The organism is Candidatus Ornithobacterium hominis (assembly GCF_900538215.1).
GTDB lineage: Bacteria > Bacteroidota > Bacteroidia > Flavobacteriales > Weeksellaceae > Ornithobacterium > Ornithobacterium hominis.
The window spans coordinates 17065-37277 of sequence record NZ_UNSD01000003.1 but is presented as its reverse complement, the minus strand read 5'-3'; the positions used below and the strand labels follow the sequence as shown (position 1 = coordinate 37277).

20 protein-coding genes are annotated in these 20213 nt (G+C 35.3%); 4 read left to right on the top strand and 16 right to left on the bottom strand.

Annotation, left to right across the window (positions count from 1 at the left end; all coding sequences use genetic code 11):
• Positions 1-35: 35 nt before the first annotated feature.
• Positions 36-824, bottom strand: a complete 789-nt coding sequence (gene nadE / locus D5J18_RS03555) for an NAD(+) synthase (RefSeq protein ID WP_119057655.1) — start codon at positions 822-824, stop codon at positions 36-38.
• 40 nt (positions 825-864) lie between these two features.
• Between nadE and gldB the strand changes: the two genes are divergently transcribed.
• Genes gldB through D5J18_RS03540 form a run of 3 tightly spaced genes read left to right on the top strand, consistent with a single transcriptional unit; the run spans position 865 to position 3979 of the window.
• Positions 865-1845, top strand: a complete 981-nt coding sequence (gldB, locus tag D5J18_RS03550) for a gliding motility lipoprotein GldB (RefSeq protein WP_446326507.1) — start codon at positions 865-867, stop codon at positions 1843-1845.
• A 2-nt stretch (positions 1846-1847) separates the two neighbouring features.
• Positions 1848-2195, top strand: a complete 348-nt coding sequence (gene gldC, locus D5J18_RS03545) for a gliding motility protein GldC (RefSeq protein ID WP_119057697.1) — start codon at positions 1848-1850, stop codon at positions 2193-2195.
• A gap of 11 nt (positions 2196-2206) precedes the next feature.
• Entirely contained in the window at positions 2207-3979 is a 1773-nt protein-coding gene (locus D5J18_RS03540) for an ABC transporter ATP-binding protein (RefSeq protein WP_119057653.1), read from the top strand.
• A 38-nt stretch (positions 3980-4017) separates the two neighbouring features.
• On the opposite strand, the gene D5J18_RS03535 is transcribed toward D5J18_RS03540, so the two are convergent.
• Entirely contained in the window at positions 4018-5457 is a 1440-nt protein-coding gene (locus D5J18_RS03535) for a TonB-dependent receptor (protein ID WP_119057652.1), read from the bottom strand.
• A gap of 51 nt (positions 5458-5508) precedes the next feature.
• Between D5J18_RS03535 and D5J18_RS03530 the strand changes: the two genes are divergently transcribed.
• Positions 5509-6288 (top strand): MBL fold metallo-hydrolase, encoded by a 780-nt coding sequence (locus D5J18_RS03530; RefSeq protein ID WP_119057651.1) that lies wholly within the window; start codon positions 5509-5511, stop codon positions 6286-6288.
• Here the strand turns inward: D5J18_RS03530 and D5J18_RS03525 are convergent.
• From D5J18_RS03525 to D5J18_RS03460, 14 genes are all read right to left on the bottom strand, one after another.
• Complete coding sequence (locus tag D5J18_RS03525; protein ID WP_119057650.1) at positions 6285-6656, bottom strand: PUR family DNA/RNA-binding protein; 372 nt, start codon at positions 6654-6656, stop codon at positions 6285-6287. The two genes, D5J18_RS03530 and D5J18_RS03525, sit on opposite strands and share 4 nt — an antisense overlap.
• An 88-nt stretch (positions 6657-6744) precedes the next feature.
• Complete coding sequence (locus D5J18_RS03520) at positions 6745-8031, bottom strand: TlpA family protein disulfide reductase (RefSeq protein WP_119057649.1); 1287 nt, start codon at positions 8029-8031, stop codon at positions 6745-6747.
• Positions 8032-8116: 85 nt separating this feature from the next.
• The gene (locus D5J18_RS03515; protein ID WP_119057648.1) at positions 8117-8296 is read right to left on the bottom strand and encodes a hypothetical protein; all 180 of its coding nucleotides are present in this window, start codon (positions 8294-8296) and stop codon (positions 8117-8119) included.
• 28 nt (positions 8297-8324) lie between these two features.
• A complete protein-coding gene (locus tag D5J18_RS03510; protein ID WP_119057647.1) occupies positions 8325-10235 on the bottom strand; it encodes a DUF8694 domain-containing protein in 1911 nt (636 codons plus the stop codon).
• A gap of 263 nt (positions 10236-10498) precedes the next feature.
• Complete coding sequence (gene clpX / locus D5J18_RS03505; RefSeq protein WP_119057646.1) at positions 10499-11683, bottom strand: ATP-dependent Clp protease ATP-binding subunit ClpX; 1185 nt, start codon at positions 11681-11683, stop codon at positions 10499-10501.
• A 244-nt stretch (positions 11684-11927) separates the two neighbouring features.
• Positions 11928-12602 carry an ATP-dependent Clp protease proteolytic subunit gene (locus D5J18_RS03500; RefSeq protein WP_119057645.1) on the bottom strand — a complete coding sequence of 225 codons (675 nt, stop codon included), beginning with the start codon at positions 12600-12602 and terminating at the stop codon, positions 11928-11930.
• The gene (gene tig / locus D5J18_RS03495) at positions 12586-13962 is read right to left on the bottom strand and encodes a trigger factor (protein ID WP_119057644.1); all 1377 of its coding nucleotides are present in this window, start codon (positions 13960-13962) and stop codon (positions 12586-12588) included. Before tig ends, D5J18_RS03500 begins: the two co-directional genes overlap by 17 nt.
• A 268-nt stretch (positions 13963-14230) precedes the next feature.
• Complete coding sequence (gene accC, locus D5J18_RS03490) at positions 14231-15586, bottom strand: acetyl-CoA carboxylase biotin carboxylase subunit (protein ID WP_119057643.1); 1356 nt, start codon at positions 15584-15586, stop codon at positions 14231-14233.
• Positions 15587-15598: 12 nt separating this feature from the next.
• Positions 15599-16084, bottom strand: a complete 486-nt coding sequence (gene accB, locus D5J18_RS03485; RefSeq protein WP_119057642.1) for an acetyl-CoA carboxylase biotin carboxyl carrier protein — start codon at positions 16082-16084, stop codon at positions 15599-15601.
• Positions 16085-16388: 304 nt separating this feature from the next.
• Positions 16389-16598, bottom strand: a complete 210-nt coding sequence (rpmF, locus tag D5J18_RS03480; RefSeq protein WP_119057641.1) for a 50S ribosomal protein L32 — start codon at positions 16596-16598, stop codon at positions 16389-16391.
• Between the two features lie 15 nt (positions 16599-16613).
• On the bottom strand, positions 16614-17141 hold the full coding sequence (locus tag D5J18_RS03475) for a YceD family protein (protein WP_119057640.1): 528 nt from the start codon (positions 17139-17141) through the stop codon (positions 16614-16616).
• A 62-nt stretch (positions 17142-17203) separates the two neighbouring features.
• Positions 17204-18214 carry a 4-hydroxythreonine-4-phosphate dehydrogenase PdxA gene (gene pdxA / locus D5J18_RS03470; protein ID WP_119057639.1) on the bottom strand — a complete coding sequence of 337 codons (1011 nt, stop codon included), beginning with the start codon at positions 18212-18214 and terminating at the stop codon, positions 17204-17206.
• 61 nt (positions 18215-18275) lie between these two features.
• The gene (locus tag D5J18_RS03465; RefSeq protein WP_119057638.1) at positions 18276-19601 is read right to left on the bottom strand and encodes a quinol:cytochrome C oxidoreductase; all 1326 of its coding nucleotides are present in this window, start codon (positions 19599-19601) and stop codon (positions 18276-18278) included.
• Positions 19602-19618: 17 nt separating this feature from the next.
• Positions 19619-20209 (bottom strand): c-type cytochrome, encoded by a 591-nt coding sequence (locus D5J18_RS03460; protein ID WP_119057637.1) that lies wholly within the window; start codon positions 20207-20209, stop codon positions 19619-19621.
• Between the last annotated feature and the right edge of the window lie 4 nt (positions 20210-20213).

Here is a 20213-nt window from a genome sequence, read left to right as displayed (position 1 = left end):
AGATAAATAAAATTTTATTAAGCCTTAGAAAAAAATCATCTTAATTCCTTTGGAATTTTAGCCACTGGTATCGGGTTGACTTTATGCTGCATTGCTTTATTCAATCGTTGAAAAATGGCTAAAACTTCTTTTTGCCGTTCAGTTAAATCAGTCGGTTTTTTTTGACTTCCCAGCAGCAGATTCATTGCCCATTCCAACTCATCGTAGCTAGCGCCAATTTGGTCTTCATCGGTTCGATTATCCTCCCACAGGCCATCAGTGGGTTTGGCTTGCTGAATGCTTGATATAATGTTTAGTTCTTTTGCTATTTCATAAACTTCACTTTTCATCAAATCCGCAATGGGCGAAATATCAACTCCTCCGTCACCATATTTAGTAAAGAAGCCAACACCAAAATCTTCAATTTTATTTCCCGTGCCAGTAACCAAGTAATGGTGAATTCCAGCGTAATAATATAATGCCGCCATTCTTAGTCGTGCTCGGGTATTGGCCAAGCTCAACAAAGTTTGCTCTTGATTCTCTGGCTCTACAACTTTTACAAATTCATCAAAAGTTGAAGTCAAATCCAAACTTAAACTTTCTACATTATCAAATTTACTTTTCAGCCAAGTTATATGCTCTAGCCCCCGACTTTGTTGGTCTTTTTTTTGATGAATTGGCATGTCGATAACTAGAGTAGGCAAACCTGTTTTGGCCGCCAAAGTGGAGGTTACGGCGCTATCAATCCCTCCAGAAATGCCAATAACTAGACCTTTCTGCCTCGCACTGAGCGTGTAATCTTTCATCCATTGCGTAATAAAATCTATCACCTGATTTGTTCTCATTATTTTCTATTTTTGTAAAAAATCGGTAAGCGTATTTTTTATGAATTTTATGAATAAAATCTCTGCAATAATTGTGCTTTTATGTTTACTCACCAGCTGCATGAAAGAAAAAAATCCTTGGGCTACCAAAACAAAAATTCAACCCATTGATTTTGAGTGGCATGACATCTCAGCTATTTATTTTGATTTAGCGGTAAGCAATCAAAAATTACAAGAAACTTATCCTGATTTTTTTGGAAACATTCCAGATTCAATTCTTTCAAATAGAAGAGAAGATTCTTTGGCACTTGATTTCCATCAAGAAGTACAGCAAAAAATTTCGCTAAAGCAAGTTCAGGATTCTTTAGCTGATTTGTTTGGTTACATCAAAGATTTTCAGGAAGATTTTGCCGCTCCCAGCGTTTATTCATTTACTGGAGAGATGCCTTATTTGAACCCCATAGCTTACTTTAAGCAAACGCATGATTTGGTTATCGGGTTAGATTGGTTTTTGGGGAAAGAGGAAAATTTATATGAGAAAGTTGGTATCCCCTATTATTTGCGCAAGCGCATGGATTTTGAGCAATTTAAGCTCAGAGTTGCTGAGAATATAGCTCGGCAAATGGTTCCGTATGAAATTCATCAGAGAAAATTTTTAGACCAAATCATCTACGAAGGCAAAATTATTGCTCTGATGAAACGGTTTTGCCCGCAATATTCAGATTCAGAATTATTAGATTATACGGATGAAAGTATGCAATGGCTCAGCGAAAATGAAGCAGAAGTTTATCTTTATTTTACCGAAAATGATTTATTGTTTAGCGATAATCATCAATTGAGCGAAAGATTTATTTACCCTGCCCCATTTTCTAAATTTTATTTGGAAAATGATGCAAATACACCTGGTAGAGTTGGCGTATGGATGGGCTGGCAAATCATTAAAAATTATCTAAAAGATAATTCTGAAATTACTTTAAAAGAACTGATTTACGAAAAACAAAGTGAAGAGATTTTTCAAAAATCAGGATATAAACCTCAATGAAAATGAAAAAATCAGAAAATCAAGAAAAGAAATCTAATATTTCTGTAGAAATTAGTTTAGATGAAAATCATGTACCTGACCGTCTGGAGTGGTCTGCCCCAGATGGCGGCATCAACCATCAGCCTACCAAAGCGGTAATGCTTTCCTTTTGGGATGAGACTAAAAAAGAAGCTTTGAGAATTGATTTGTGGACAAAAGATATGCCTGTAGATGATATGAAGATTTTTTTTCATCAAGTTTTTATTTCGATGTCTAATTCTTATGAGAATGCCACAAGCGACAAAAATACGGCTAAGTTGATTCGTGAATTTGCTGAAACTTATGCAAAAGCTTCTGAAATTATTGATTAATCTAATATCAGATGAAAGAGCTATGGACATTAAATAAACATCTTGCTAAATACAAATGGCGTCTTTTGGTGGGTGTTCTCATCATCATCGTGCTAAATTTTTTATCGGTTTACACGGTTCGTTTTGTTGGTGATGCGGTCAACTTTATAGAAGAAATCATTCAAGCAAGAGACAAAGATTCCAAACATATTCAGCAGCTGTTAAAATATGGAGCCATCATTATAGGACTGCCCATCATTGCTGGATTTTTACAATTTTTAATGCGCCAAACATTGATTGTTACTTCTCGCTACATTGAATTCGACTTGAAAAACACCATTTATCAACATTATCAGTTTTTAGATTTAAATTTTTATAAATCCCACCGCATCGGTGATTTAATGAATCGAATCAGTGAAGACGTTGGCTACGTTCGGCAATATTTAGGCCCAGGTATTATGTACCCCATCAATCTTGTTTGTTTAACGATTATTTTAATCGTTGAGATGCTTCGTGTAGATCAGGTCATGACCATTTATACGCTCATCTCTTTACCATTTTTATCGGGGTTGGTCTATTTGCTGAGTAGTCACATCAATAAAAAAAGTCAAATCGTGCAAGCTGAGCAATCAAATATTTCTGCCTTTGTACAAGATATTTTTTCTGGTATTCGTGTGGTTAAATCCTATAACCAATCCAATACAGTTAAAAGAAATTATAATATAAAAGCAAAAACTTACAAGAAAAAATCTATTGAGCTAGCTAATATTGAGGCTTTCTTCACTCCGCTAATAATTATTGTGATTGGGCTGAGTCAAATTTTAATTCTATACATGGGCGGGATACGCTACATCAGGGGTGAAATTAGCGAAATAGGAACTTTAGCTCAATTTTTCATGTACCTAAATATGCTTATATGGCCATTTACATCATTAGGTTGGGTTTCGATGGTCATTCAACGAGCAGAGGCATCTATGCTACGCATCAATGAGTTTCTCAATACCAAACCTGCTGTTTTCAATACTAATTCTAAAGCCTTTCAACTAATGGGTAAAATTGAATTTAGGGATGTTTCTTATACGCATAAAAATACAGGAATTTTGGCCATCAATCACTTAAGTTTTACTTTAACGCCTGGTAAAACTTTAGCTATTTTGGGCAAAACTGGTTCAGGAAAGACAACTTTGGCACAACTCATCGTTCGATTATTTGACCCTGATGAAGGTCAAGTTTTGCTTGATGACCAAGATGTAAAAGATTTAAATTTAGCTTCTCTACGCCAGCAGATTGGGTTTGTGCCGCAAGAAGCCTTTTTATTCTCTGACACTTTGGCTGAAAATTTACTTTTTGCTTTGGATGAGAAAGACCTCAGCAAAGCAAAAGAATATGCTAAAAAAGCTGATGTGCATGAGAATATTGTGAATTTCTCTCAAGGTTATGAAACTAAAGTTGGTGAACGTGGCGTTACCTTATCGGGTGGGCAAAAACAGAGAATTTCTATTGCACGCGCTTTAATCAAGCAACCTAAAATTTTAATCTTTGATGATAGTTTGTCTGCCGTAGATACTGAAACTGAGGAAAACATTTTGCAGAACATCAATTCCGAGACAGAAGATAAAACTACGCTCATCATTACTCACCGTGTGTCTTCTGCTAAAAATGCTGACCGCATTATCTACTTAGAAAATGGGAGAATTAAAGAAGAAGGGACGCACCAAGAGCTGCTCGAGCTAAATGGGGAGTACCAAAAACTTTATCAGATGCAAATTGAAAATAATACGCATTATTTTAAAGGCTTAGATTAATTTTTTCTAAGCCTTTAAAAATTTTCATTTCATCTCATTTATTCTGCTGAGATATACTTACATTTATCTGAATCATAGCCAAAAAGCCCCTTGGTTTTGATGAAATCCGCAATATCACCTGGCAGACTATCTTCCCAGCCCTCTTTGCATTTAGGGATTTGCTTCAGTATTTCTTTAGAATAAATTTTGAGATAACTTTGATTAAAATCTTCTACATCTATGATTCTACCATTTTTTTTGAAATATTTGTAGAGATCTTTCAAGTTATCATTTACCTTCAGGTTATTACTGTTGAGTAGCTCTCCTGTTTCTCTACTAATGTATGGGTAGAGATAAATATTGACATTTCGCTTGAATAATTTCCCAAAGGCTTCCATAATTCCGCCACTTAAGTCTGTGTAATATTTCTCATTAAACACCGCAATTAGATTGTTCACTCCCATTGAAATGCCAATTTGAGTTCTTTCTTTGGTGAAATTAGCAAAGTATTCTACCAATTTATAATATTCTGAAAAGTTAGAAATCAATACATTATAACCTAATCGGCAGAGAATATCAGCACGGTTTAAGAAATCACGCTCATCGATTTCACCTTCTTGACTCAAGTTGCTCAGTGTAATTTCAAACAAAACTTCTAAGTTTTCCGCTGTAATTTCATTATATTGATTTTTAAACATTTTCAAACCTTGGTTGAGCATATCAATATTTACATTGGTCACAGGTCTGAAGCTTCCTCTCAATGCAAAAATGTGTTTTTTGTAAAAAATAGAAGCTGGTAAAATATTCATTCCATCTGGACCAAACATCACGGCTTGCGTCATTCCATTTCTTAATAAATGTAAACTCATCAATCGATTATCTACATATTTAAATCTTGAACCTGAGAAATTAATCATATCGATTTCAATTTGATCTAAATCCATCATATCATAGAGAGAATCCAGCAGTTTACGTGGATTATCATAATAATAATAGGCTCCATAAATCAAGTTAATTCCCAAAATACCTAGGGTCTCTTGCTGCAAATGTGCTGTATTTTCTTTGAATCGAACGTGCAAAATAATTTCACTGCACGCCTCTCCTGGTTCTATTTGAAATTTGATTCCGACCCATCCGTGGCCTTTATATTTTTTAGCATAATCTATTGTAGTAACGGTATTGGCATAAGCAAAGAAACGCTGCCCCTTGTGCTGTTCTGCATCTAGGCGTTCTTCTATCAAACGGAATTCATGGCCAAGCATTCGTTTTAAACGTTCTTCAGTCACGTAGCGACCATCATTCTCTCGCCCATAAATGGAGTCACTAAAGTCTTTGTCATAGGCTGACATGGCTTTGGCTAAAGTCCCACTGGCTCCTCCTGCCCGATAAAAAAAACGAACGGTTTCTTGCCCAGCACCAATTTCAGCAAAAGAGCCATAAATACTTCGGTCTAAGTTAATTTCTAAAGCTTTCTGTTTAGGGGTTAATACTCTTTCCATAAATAAGAAATTTGCAGCTATGTTTTATTTAAGGTAAATTTATCAAATATTATGCGGGACATCAATAATAAAATCATTTTTTTAGGCACAGGAACTTCACAAGGCGTTCCACCCATTGGTTGTACACACCCAGTATGCTTATCTACTAATGCCAAAGACAAAAGATTAAGGAGTTCTATTTTTATTCATTACAAGCAAAAAAAAATATTAATTGACTGCGGGCCCGATTTTCGGCAACAGATGTTACGAAGTCAATTAACCGATGTCGATTTCATTTTAATCACCCACGAGCATAATGACCATATCATCGGTTTAGATGACGTTCGCCCCATTAACTTCAAGCAAAATAAAGATATGCCAATCTATGCATTACCTCGGGTGATGAGGCAACTTAAATCTCGGTTTAATTACGCCTTTGGTGACATCAAATACCCTGGTTTGCCAGCTTTTGAACCTATCGAAATTGGGCTAGAAGCATTCATTGCTGATGGCATTGAAATTACTCCCATAGAAGTTATGCATGGTAAGCTACCCATTCTAGGTTACCGCATAGGAAGCATCGCGTACTTGACTGACGTTAGCCACCTGCCAGCGAAAGAATATAAAAAACTAGAAGATTTAGAAATACTGATTATCAGCTCATTGAGAAAAGAGCCAACACATCATGCTCACATGACTTTAGCCGAATCACTGATCTTGAGCCAAAAAATTAAGGCTAAAAAAACCTATCTAACTCATATAAGCCACATGATGGGATTTCATGAGGATGTACAACGAGAATTACCAGAAAATGTTTTTTTAGCCTTTGATGAATTATCAATCAGCTTCTAAATATCATCAAATGTAATATCTGTAAATTTATCGACAGAAGAGTTATTTCCTCTCTCATCGCTATTTTCATCATAGCTAGATTGGTGTTTTTCTGAAATGACTTCTTCACCTTTTTCATTCAAAATAAAATCGGTGATTTTATCTAAATGTTCTCTAAAGCCTTCAAAATCTTCTTTATACAAGTAGATTTTATGCTTTTTGAAATAATACGACCCATCATCGTTCGTATTTTTCTTACTTTCAGTTATCGTTAAATAGTAATCACCTGCACGTGTTTCCCTTACATCAAAAAAATAGGTTCTCCTACCTGCGCGCAAAGCTTTAGAATAAATTTCTTCCGCTCCGCTTTCATTTTTAATTCCTTCCATCACAAAATAAATTTAAAACTTAAAATTAATATAAAAATATGAAATTAATATAATTTAAACTTTAAAATATTAAAAACTTAAACTTCTATTAAAATTGAACAAATTCAGAAACGCGTGTTCCTATTTTTACAACTTGGTTATTTTCATCAAGCAAAAAGATTGTTGGCGTCGCATTTACGCCATAATCTCTTGCCACTGGGCTATCCCACTTAAGCAAATCACTATCGGTAATAAAGTCTGCTCCCTGAACTAAAGGTAAATAATCTTCTTTAGCTGAATCTAACGCAAAAGAGACAATTTCTCCTCCTTGTTTTTTAAAGTTTTCATAAAAATCTTTGATGAATGGAATTTCATTTCGGCAGTGTGGACACCACGAACCCCAAAAAATTACCATTTTCTTTTTCGCTTTGATTTCATATAAAGATTTTTTTCCTCTTTTCTTTTCCGAGAAGACAATATTTGGCGCTTTTTCACCTACTTTTATTGGTGCTTTTATTGCATTTGCCAAAGCTGAATTTAACTGGCAAGTCAAGCTTTCTGCTTTTTGATTTAAATCATCCGCTACCAAATCAAATCCATTGCCACGCAATAGCGGAATGGCAATTGCCAAAATACTCTGTCCCCGCGAAGTATCTGCCCCTATTGCATCAACAAGCGAATTTAAATTTGTTTTAATTTTTTCATCAGCATCAGCCTTACTCTGCGCTCCCGCCATCGATAACGAAATGTAGGAAACCACAAACTGAGGCAAAAAACCAAAATTCTCTAACTCTTGTCCATCGTTTTGCAAATGCAGATTGATTTCTGATAGCCATTCGCTAGGCAATTTCTGAGCCAAGCCAACTGTGCTCAGGTAATTTTTGGTTTCAATAAAGTAATTTAAATCTTCTGGGAGATCGGCTGGGTATTCTAAATTCTGAATACGCTTTATTTCTTTTTCTAAAGCCTTAGAAAATTCTGTGTTTTCTAGATAATAATTTTTTAAAGGCTTTAAATTATTTCTGGCTAATTCTTTTTTGTCTTCTACATCCAAATATTTTTGATAGCTAAGATTGGCTGCATCTCGAAAGTTTAGCTGATTTTTTGCGTCTTTGTAATTGGTCTCAAAATAGATATTTGCATTATTAGCGACCAACTGATAATTTTTATCTAATAATTCTAAAACCACTAGCCCCGTATAGTTTTCTTTTATGTGATAGCTGAAATTTCCTTTTTTATCGGTATTTATACGGTCTAGATAGGTTAAAATCCCATCTTGATAAGTTTTAATTTTCATCGACTGATTCTCATAATTCTGTATCTGACCTTGGATGTTGAACTGAGCAGAAACAGAATAGACCAACAGTGAAGCTATGGCAATAAGTATATTTTTCATAAATTCAAAATAATAAAAATTCAAAATAACAAAAAAAGCACCAAACCGTGGTGCTTTTTCTATAAAATATTTACTAAAAACTTCTTTAAGCTTTTTTAAATTTCTTAGAAGCTACAAAACCAACGACTAAAGTTAGAACAATAGCTGCAATGATTAATGCTACTTCATATTGATCTACAGGAACTGCTGGTGGGTTTCCTGGAGTTGGTAATTGTGCAATGGTTAAAAAAGGAATGAATAGCAATGCTAAGCTTATTTTTTTCATAATATTTTTTTATTTATTAGATTTTTTATTATTTAATAATCTTTTTGGTTACTTCTTCACCATTATCTGCTACAGCTTTTACTACATAAACGCCAGTTGAGTTTCCTAACCTCAGGGTGTAATCGTTTTGTGTACTCACTTTTTTATCCGCGTATAATAATTGTCCGTTGATGCTGTATACATAGACGTCTGCTGACTTCCAATCACTATCAAAACGAACTTTGTGTGTATCAAAATCTTTGAAAACAATCGTTTGTGGAGTTCTTACCTCTTCAATTTCTTTTGGAGCTAACTGAGAGGGTGTTTGCATCCAATACATCACAAATCGGTCGGTCTCTTTTCCATTTGCAGTGAATGAATATTCGAAGTCTGGCGTTACCTTCTTCACTACACCTTCTTTTTTATCTTCAAAATAGAAGTTGTATTTTGAATTCTCCAGCGTTTCGTTTAGACGAGTTTTGAATGTAAAATTCCCAGCTTCTGGGGCATTGAACACTACTTGAATTGGCTTGCCTGCATATTTAAAATTAACTCCGTTGATATAAACTTTATTTTCAACTAAATTCTCTGCTACACTACCATCTTCTTTTTCTTGTAAAGTATAAGCGCCTAAAGCAGCATCATTGAAGTTTGTGTTGTAAATTTCAATTCCTTCGCCTTTGGCTTCGGCTTCATAAATATCTCCTGCCACTACATAGAAACGGCTATTGGTATCGTTCCCTTGGGCATCATAAATATCCATTCCTGCTTGGTAAACTACTGAAGCACTATTTCCTCTTCTCAAAACTGTATTTGGTGTATCCGAGCCAATGTTAAAAGTTTTCATTGCTTGCTTAAATACAAAATTTTGTGTTTCACCTTTACTCAAATCCTCTGCTTTGATACCAAGAGTATGGTAAGGGCGGAGCTTTAAGGCGCTTGCGTCTCCAGTTCCATTTTTTGTATAAATTAATGATGCGTTAACCTTTCCATGAACTGCCTCTCCATTTCCGTCTTTTCTTGTATATTTATTAGATTGACCTTGGTAGATAGCAGTTACTTTCCCTCCCAATAGATTAGAAATTTCTCCTAAATCAACATTTGAAGTAAACGGATTACCTAACCAAAAAATATTGTCACCAAAAGTTCCTCCATCTAAATCATTTCCACCAGAGATATTGGTGTTCCACCCATTAGGAACCTCTTTCGTAAAATCAGAAATGTAAGAACCATAAGCTTCTCCCCAAGCATTTAAATCTAATTTATTTGGAACTTCATATCCAGTTAATGTAATAGAAACATCAGCAGCTTGTGGCTCACCGAAGTATTGAGTTTTTTGACCTCTTATAGCCCCCCATGTACTTTCCATGGTATTTACTGCGTAATAATTACCAGGAGTCAATCGTGTAGAATTAACAACATGATCTAAAGTAAATGTTTTATTATTCCATACAAAAACAGGATTTTTGTAACGATTAGGGTCATATTTTTTATTCGATTTTGGATTGTACCCATGATATTGTACGGTTTTTCCAGCAAAAGCATCACGAACCATGTCTTCGTAAGTATAATTACTAAACGGCAAAGATATCGGGTGATAAGCAATATTGTTAGTCAACTCCAAATCTCCTTCAATTTCACCAGAAACCTGTCCATCAATAATCAACTGCCCGTAGTGGTTTCCTTTCACATATTCGTTGACAAAGTTCTTACCGTTTCTCCCGTTAGAATCTATATTCTCATTTGTGAAGTTGCCCGTTACACGGATATTCCCCTCATTAGAGACTTTACTGTTACTGTTATCGGTATAACTCCCCACTTTTACATCACCGCCTACATAAAACAAGGTATTTTGTTTTACCTTTACATTTGTATCTCCTTTCACAAAAGCTGTAGCCACCTGCGCTTGTGAGAATACAAAACCAGAAAAGGCTGCTATTAAAAATAGATTTTTTTTCATATGATTTTTTATTAATCGCTACAAATTTAATAATTATATTAGAAAAACAAGCTTTATAATGTTATTTTTTTCAGCTGTTTTTTTTGGCTTTATTAGCTAAGCCAATAGTTAAAAGGCATAAAATCATGAAAATAAAACAGCATAAATACCTTACAATTAGGATTTTAATTTTTCATTGATTTTTATTCCATTTGAGGTTTTCTAATTTAATCTTCAGGCAGTCTCTGTTTTTTTTAAGCCTTAAAAAATATCAATTTATTTTTTTAAATCTTGGAGCTCAAAGCTTCGCGTGTTAAGTGAAATTCATGCGGTAAAGTATCTACTTCAAACATGTAGTCGGTAAATACTTTTTCGCACAAGGCACGCAAACCTCTTGCACCTAAGTCTAATTCCATCGTTTTTTCTACCAAGAAATCTAATGCTTCTTCTTCCACATGTAATTCTATACCATCCATCTCAAATAATTTCTTATACTGCTTTATTAAGGCATTTTTAGGTTCTACCAAAATAGACTTCAATGCAGTGCGGTCTAGCGGCTCAAGGTGTGTCACTAGTGGCAAACGCCCCAAAAGCTCTGGAATCAAACCAAACGAGCGTAAATCTTGTGCATTGACGTATTTCAGCAAGCCTTCTTCTTCGTAGTGAATTGCGTTCTCATTTCTAAATCCAATTGCGTTGGTATTAAGTCGGTTAGCAATGTCTTTTTCTATCCCAGCAAAAGCACCTCCTGCTATAAATAAAATATTGGACGTATCTACCTGAATATACTTTTGGTCGGGGTGTTTCCGCCCGCCTTGCGGTGGCACGTTCACTACTGTTCCTTCCAATAATTTAAGCAAAGCCTGCTGTACTCCTTCGCCTGAGACGTCTCGGGTGATGCTTGGGTTGTCTCCTTTGCGTGCGATTTTATCAATCTCATCAATGAAAACGATGCCTTTTTCTGCTTTTTCTACATTATAATCTGCTGCTTGCAAGAGACGAGACAAAATGCTTTCTACATCTTCCCCCACGTAGCCAGCCTGAGTAAGCACCGTGGCATCTACAATGGTGAAGGGTACTTGCAGTTCGCGTGCAATGGTTTTTGCCATCAAGGTTTTTCCTGTCCCCGTCTGGCCCACCAGCAGTACATTTGATTTTTCTATTTCTACATCATCAGCTATTTCTTGGTTGAGCCGTTTGTAATGGTTGTAAACTGCTACCGAGAGTACTTTTTTGGCTTCAAATTGACCAATTACATAATCGTCTAAAGTGGCTTTGATGGCGGCTGGATTTTTTAATTTGAAATCAATAAGTTCATCCATATTCTTGAAGATTCCTTCATTGCTCAATATATCATGTGCTTGCTCTATGCAAGTATTGCAAATATGCCCGTGCAAGCCAGCTATCAGCAATCCTACTTCTTTCTCATTTTGTCCACAAAATGAACAGTTTTTATCTTGTTTTGCCATATTTTTTATTCAATTCATCCTCCAAAGGCTTGCAAAATTACAATATTTCATATGAAATTAATAAAAAGATTGCCTAGCTCTACGCTCAATCTTCTGCGGAAAAATATAATCTCAAGTTATCTGCAAAACCAATTTACAATAATCAATCACAATTTTTTTTAAGCCTTAAAAAATTTCATCTAAAAAATAACCGCCTCAATTTTTTATTTTTGAGACGGCTATATTTCTCTTAATATTATATCAATTATTTTCGGTCTCTAGGGCTTAGCAATACTTCATCTATCATTCCTTTTTCTTTAGCCTCGGAAGAAGTCATCCAGTAATCGCGGTCTGAGCTTTTCTCTACCCACTCATAGCTTTGCCCAGAATGTTCTGCTATAATGCTATAAAGTTCTTCTTTTAGTTTTAGCATTTCTCGCAAATTAATTTCCATATCAGAAGCAACGCCTTGCGCTCCACCCGAAGGCTGGTGAATCATCACACGAGAATGCTTCAGTGCTGAACGTTTTCCTTCTTTTCCTGCCACTAGCAGAACAGCTCCCATTGATGCCGCCATACCTGTGCAAATAGTAGCTACATCTGGTTTTACAATCTGCATCGTATCATAAATCCCCAAGCCTGCATACACTGAACCTCCTGGGCTATTGATATAGATTTGAATGTCTTTACTTGCATCTACCGACTCTAAAAACAGAAGTTGTGCCGTAATGATATTAGCCACTTGGTCGTCGATTCCTGTCCCCAAAAAGATGATTCTATCCATCATCAGACGGGAAAAAACGTCCATCTGAGCAACATTCATTTTTCGCTCTTCGATGATATAAGGCGTTACATTTTGCACATAACTTTGCAAAGCATCTGCGCCAACTTTATGGTCTAAAGCAGCGTATCGCTGAAATTCTTTATTCAGATTCGTCATCATTTAAATTTTCTTGTGTTTGGTTTTTCGCATTTTGCGCTTTCACCTCTTCCAAAAAATCATCAAAAGAAAGTTTTTTTTCTTTTAGCTGAGCCTTTTCTTTGAAGATCCTCATCATTTTCTCTGCAAAAATTTGGTCAGCTAAGCGTTGATATTCTTCTTTGTTTTGCAATGCTGATTGCGCAAACTGCTTCAACTGTTCATCTTCAAATTTCATACCAGCGCCATAGGCTTTCATCTGTTGTTTAATAGTTTCTAGTGCTTTATCTGAGACTTCTTCAGGCGTTACCGAAAGCTCAAATTCTTTAGCAATTTCACCTTCTATCAACTGAAAACGAATGCCTTTCTCTGACTTATTGTACATTTCTTCTGCCTCTTTGTCAGTTATAGGTTCTTTTCGGCTAAATTTCAACCATTTGATTAAAAATTCTTTAGGTAAATCAAAACTGGTTTTTTCGACTAATTCCATCAATCCAGCAGTGAGCATCACTCGGTCAGCTTCGCTCTCGTACATTTTTTCTGCCTCTTCTTTGATTTTAGCTCTGAACTCTTCTTCCGTTTTTACTTCATCCTCACCGTAAACTTTATCAAATAATTCTTGATTGATTTCAGCTGCTTCATGTATTGTAATTTGGTCTATTTTGAAAGATAATTTAGGGTTAAATTCTTTTAACTCCTCATCTTCTAAACCAAATACTTCTTGTAAACGGTTTTCGTTATCAAAAAGTTCTTTAGCTTCTACTTCTACACGCTCATCGAGTTTTTTTCCTAAAAATAAATCTGTATTTTTCACATCACCCAATGCAATGGTTGCATGAAAATGCTCTCCTTCTTTCCCTTCTTCATTCAATTCGTAGAACACACCTTTCAGATAGGCTCCATTTTTTACTTCATCAGCTTCTTGCATTTTACCAAATTGCTTTCTAAAGCTCTCGGTGTATTTATCTACTTCTTCTTCAGTTACTTCAATTTTGTGGTAAGGGAGCTCTAAATCTTTGATATTTAAATCAAACTCTGGAGCTAAGCCTATTTCAAAATTAAATTCCAATGAGTCTTTTTCCCAATCAAAATCTTTGTCTTCTACAGGAATCGGCTGACCTAAAATCTCTATTTTTTCGTCTAATAGATATTTATCAATTTCTGTTTGTAATAATTTATTTACCTCCTCGTAAATTAAAGGTTTCTCATATTGTTTTCTGATGAACGTCATTGGCACCATTCCTTTTCTAAAACCTGAAATACTGGCGTTTTTTCTATATTCTTTTAACGTCTTTTCTACTTTGTCTGTAAAATCCGCTTTTTCAATCACAACTTTTAATGTTGCATTTAAATCATCTACCTTATTCTGTTTGATTTCCATCTATAAAATTTTGGAGTGCAAATTTAGAAAATTTTATCCTATCTTCTTAGTATTATTTATATTAAAAATTTTGATGTTGTAAATGGGAATGATGTTTTTTTTAAATAATGGAGAGATGGTTCGGGAATTGGGGGGGGGGGGGGTACAAATATTTTAATTTTTTTTGAGGTTTATCGGTAAGCTTAAATTTCAAATATTTTTTTTTAAGGCTTAAAAAAAAAAGCGCTGTGTTTAGCAACGCTTTTCTCTCTTTCTTTTATCATCTAAACTATGAGTCTGCATATTTTTCATCCATCACAAAATCTTCCATAAATTTAGTGGTGTAATTTCCAGCGATGAAGTCAGGATTATCCATCAACTGACGATGAAATGGCACTGTGGTTTTGAGTCCATCGATATAGAATTCATCCAAAGCTCTGCTCATTTTGGCTATAGCTTCTTTTCTAGTCTGTGCTGTCGTAATCAATTTTGCCACCATAGAATCATAAGTAGGGGGGATTACATAACCTGCATAAATGTGTGTATCTACTCGTACGCCGTGCCCTCCAGGTATATTCAGATGTTCAATTTTACCAGGCGAAGGTCTGAAGTTATTGTAGGGGTCTTCTGCATTGATTCGGCATTCTATACTATGTAAATTAGGGAAATAATTTTTACCAGAAATAGTAGCTCCTGCGGCTAGCATGATTTGTTCTTTTACCAAGTCATAATCTATTACTTGCTCTGTAATCGGATGCTCTACCTGAATACGCGTATTCATTTCCATAAAGTAAAAATTACGGTCTTTGTCCACCAAAAACTCAACAGTACCTACTCCCTCATACCCAATGTATTCCGCTGCTTTTACTGCTGCTAAGCCCATTTCTTTTCTCAGTTCCTCTGTCATAAAAGGAGATGGCGTTTCTTCCACCAATTTCTGATGACGTCGCTGAATAGAACAATCTCTCTCCGATAAATGGCAAGCTCTCCCCGTTTGGTCACCCGCAATTTGAATTTCTATATGGCGTGGCTCTAAGATTAATTTCTCCATATACATCCCGCCATTGCCAAAGGCAGCTTCCGCTTCCATAACAGCAGATTCGTAAGCTTTCACCAAATCTTCTGGCCTCATCACAGCACGCATTCCCTTTCCACCTCCACCTGCTGTAGCTTTTAGCATTACCGGATAACCTATTTTATCTGCTATTTTTTTAGCCTCTTCTACGGACTCTATAATACCTTCCGAACCTGGGACTACAGGAACGCCAGCTTCTATCATTGTCGCTTTTGCAGTTGCTTTATCTCCCATTCGAATGATTTGCTCAGATGTCGCTCCTATAAATTTCAAGCCATGTTTCTGGCACGTGTGGGCAAAGTGAGCATTTTCTGATAGAAAGCCATAACCTGGGTGGATGGCATCGGCATTCGTGATTTCTGCGGCTGCGATGATATTGGGAACGTTGAGGTAAGACAACTTTGAGTTCGCTGGCCCAATACAAACAGCCTCATCTGCAAATCTCACGGCTAAACTATCTTCATCTGCCTTGGAGTATACAACAACTGTCTTGATGCCCATCTCTCGGCAAGTGCGGATAATACGAATAGCTATCTCGCCTCTATTGGCTATTAGAATTTTATTGAACATAATCAGAGCTGTTTAAGCGTTTGGATCGATTAAAAACAAAGGTTGATCGTACTCTACTGGTGTAGAGTCATCTACCAAAATTTTTATGACTTTACCAGAAACTTCTGCTTCAATTTCATTGAAAAGCTTCATTGCTTCGATAATGCAGACCGTATCACCTGCTTTTATTGTATCACCGACTTTTACAAAAACGTCTTTATCTGGGCTAGGTTTTCGATAAAAAGTCCCAATCATAGGTGAAGTAATTTTCAAGAAATTATCTTCCTCATTTGCAGATTTCTCTAGCGCTGGCGCAGCTTTAGTCTCCTGCGGAGTTGAAGCAATTTGCGGCAGAGCGTTCTGCGTCTCCGAAAATGGAGCATAATTTATCATCTCTGGAATCTGAAAGCCAGGTTGATTTTCAATTCTGATGTCTATTTGATCTGTTTTAATTCTAACTTGGGTTACGCCTGTTTCAGCAATCAAGTTAATTAAATCACGAATTTCTTTATGTTCCATTTTTATATTTTTTTTAAGGCTTAAAAAAAATTAATCACCTTTCTTGATTTTTTTTAACGAAAACTCTATTTTAAATCGTTTTATTTTTTTTCTTCTTTTAATTTCTGAAAAACTTTAGCCAATTTTTTACCTTTTATTTTTGTTCGTTTTACACGAATTTTCAAATTTAAACTAAATATTCAAAACCAAAAATTTGCTAAAAATCTTGCGAGCAAAATTTAATCAGGCGCTAAGAGAAATTAAAAATAAAAAAAAGTTATAATCTAAGAAAGATTACAACTTTTTTTATTTAAACTAATCAGTATTAATTTTCGAAGTTTTCTTCTTCGGTATCTTCTTTTTCTAAAACAACTTGACCTTTATAGTAAAGTTTTCCTTCACTCCAGTGTGCACGGTGCTTTAAGTGCATTTCACCCGTAGTCGGATCTGTTGTCAATTGAGGAACTGCAGCTTTGTAGTGCGTTCTTCTCTTATCTCTTCTCGTTGTGGACTGACGTCTCTTAGGATGTGCCATATCGCCGTATTTTTTCTAATTTTTATTCAATATTTTTTTTAATTCATCCCATCGGGGATCGCTATCATCATTATCTGAATTTTCTTCTTTATCAAATGGAGAAAATTGGTCAAGCAAATCTAATTCCTCTTCACTCAAATTTGGTTTCACCCTTTTATTAGGAATACTCAATAAAATAGACTCATAAATTAATTGCGCTATATTGATGCTATGCTCTCCGTAAGGCAAAATCATTACTTCGTCATCACTATCGTCAAACTCATTTCCAAATTTCACAATTACATCCATATCTCCCTCTACATTCTCTGTGTAGTCATCATTGGTAACATCACACACCAATAAAACTGTGCCTTGATGCCAAAAATGAAGTTCCATGAATGTTGATTTTTTGACCAAGGTCAATTTCACTTGAATTGAAGGCTGATTAAAATCTTGATTAAATTCAAATAAATCAAAGAACGATTGATCGATTTGGAACTTGAAATCATGTTCGCCTTCGTTCAAACCAGAAAACTGAACATTATATGCTTTAAATTTATCCATACTCAATCGGAAACGCAAAAGTAAGTATTATTTATTTTCTAAAAAAAAAAATCTACAACAATTTACTCAGAAATTGATTTTCTGTGGTTTAATATCTGAACGGCTGTTTCTATCGCGATCTCCATCGATTTCGCATCTGCTTTGTTTTCCCCTGCAATATCATAGGCTACGCCATGGTCTGGAGAGGTTCTTACATAATCTAATCCCGCTGTGAAATTAACGCCTTCTAGTCCTGCTAGGCTTTTAAAAGAAGCTAAACCTTGGTCATGGTACATGGCTAATATGGCATCAAATTTTGACAAGTTTGATGCTGTGAAAAAGCTATCTGCTGGGAAAGGGCCGAAGACAATACGATTTTTTTCTAATTTTTCTTTGATTGCAGGAATAATGATTTTATTCTCTTCTTCTCCCAAAATTCCATTGTCTCCAGCATGTGGATTTAGAGCTAAAACGGCAATTTTAGGCTGTACAATTCCAAAATCTTTTTTAAGGCTTGCAAAAATAAGCTCTATTTTTTGCTCTATTCTCTGCTGGGTAATGTTTTTCGCAATTTCTTTGACGGGTAAATGATTGGTTACCAAACCAACTTTAATCTGTGGATGCACCATGAACATCAGTGATTTACCTGCCCAAATGTTTTCTAAAAACTCGGTGTGCCCAGGAAATCGAAATTCTTCTGACTGAATGTTATTTTTATTAATGGGCGCAGTTACCAAGGCATCACATTTACCTAGCCTTACGCTTTCAGCTGCATGCTTTAGAGATAAAAAAGCTAATTCCCCTGCTTCTGGTCGATTTTCGCCAAATTTGACGTAAATATTTTTATAATTCCTGTCAAGAACATTGATGAAATTTGGTTTTGCTTGCTCTTCTGATTGAATAAAATGAAGTTTTAGCCTCGACTCAAATAATTCAAAAACGTGCTTAATTGTATTTGATGGGCCAAAAATAACTGGAATAAAATTTTTATTTCCCTTTAATTTTTCTAAGGCTTTAAAAATAATTTCTAGCCCGATGCCGTTGACATCTCCAATGCTAATTGCAATTCTGTATAAATCTTTATTTTTCATCATAAAAAAAAGAAAGGTATACAAAATATATACCTTCCTTTCTGTTTTAATAATATTTTATTAATTAAAAAGGATATTCGTAAACTTCACTTTCATGAAACAACGGGTTTCCTTTTGGTTCTAAATTCATTTTTGAAAGTTGTCTTAAAACGACAAACATGAATGCTCCCCCAACTAATAATAATGAACCAAACTCTACTAAGCCAAACGACCACTGTGCTCCTACTGTGCCTGGCATCATTTGGTTGAAAATATCAATCCAGTGGCCTATGATAACAATAACCGCAATAGCAAAAACAAAGTTATAATTTCTCTTGATTGAACTACTAATCAGTGCGACGAAAGGTAATACGACATTAGGTATCAACATGGTATAATAGGTCCAATTATATTGCGCTTCTCTTTGTTGGAAGTAAACAGATTCTTCTGGAATATTGGCGTACCAAATTAATTCAAATTGACATAGCCACAAGTAACCCCACAGTAAACTAAAGCCAAATAAATATTTCGTCAAATCATGCAAGTGATTGTCATTGAATTTTGGCAAATAACCTTTTTTCTTTAAATAAACTGCTAAAATAATCATTATAGCTACGGCTGTCACTAAATAACTAGTCATAACGTACCAACCGAATAAGGTGCTGTACCAGTGAGGGTCGATAGACATAATCCAATCCCAACCTGATGACATTGAGGTTAAAGCAAAGAATATAATCGTAAAAACGCCCCATTTATATAACGTCCAGTAATCTTTTACTTGACCAGTTTCATCCAATCTTTTTGATTTTTTTCTCAGCATCCAAGCAAAGAAAGTCCAACCAGCTAAGTAAATAACGCTTCGAGTTAACCAAAAAGGAACGTTTAACCACCCTGATTTGGTTCTCATAAAATGATCAAACTTATCACTATTGAAATCAATCAATTCAGTATCCATCCAGTGATACATATGGTTAAAATGTAAAGCTGAAGCAATTAAAACAATTAATATAAATACTGAGCCTATTGGTATAAAAGCGGTCATTCCTTCCATAATTCTAGTCACTACTACCGACCAGCCTGATTGTGAAACATGCTGAATGGCTAAGAAAAACATGGACACCGCAGCGACACCTGTGAATAAAAAGGCAGCCATAAAGAATGCTGTCCATGGTCTGTTATGATATTGATGTAACAAGTGTTCTGTATGCTCAGCATCATGGTGTGTGTTGTGAACTATACTTTCATGCTGTACTTGGTTTTCTTGATGCGTCATTTCTGTGTGAGAAGCTTGCTTTAAAACATAATCTTCGCCACGACTTGCATTAATTCCAAATCCGATGGAAAACATAATCAGACCAACGACCATAGCCACAATAGAAGCCATTTTTAGTTTTGGTGAAAATTTATACATAATCTAAGATTTGACTTTTATTTGTTTTTTAATTCCATTACATATTCTGCTACTCTCCATCTGTCCCCATCTGTAAAGTGAGAAGCATAAGAACCCATGGCATTTCTACCATGCATGATGACATGGTAAACTGATCCTACCGTAATTTGACGGTCTTTATAATTTGGCACACCTAGATAAGCGCCAGACTGCACAATAGGACCTTGCCCATCTCCTACAACACCGTGGCATGCAGCACAGGCTTGATTGTACAACTTCTCTCCTCTTGCTATGTTTGATTTAGCATTTGAAGGATTTAATGGAGACTCTAAATTCATTGAAGCTAAATAGCCTTCATTTGAATTTGGTAATTCGTATGGAAGTGTTTCTATTTCATTTTTAGGAACTGTACCTTCCACAGGAATCAAAGAAGACATTCCATGATTGTTCAATGCATAGACTTCACTTTCTTTTTTATCATTAGGATAACCTGCTGTTGACTTTGCATAAGGTTCGTAAGCATCAGAATAATACATATCTGGCATAAAAACAGGACTCGGACTTCTCTCTGGACCTGAACAACTCGCTAGAAATGAGGCAAATATAAAAATAATTGATAAATTTTTCATCCTA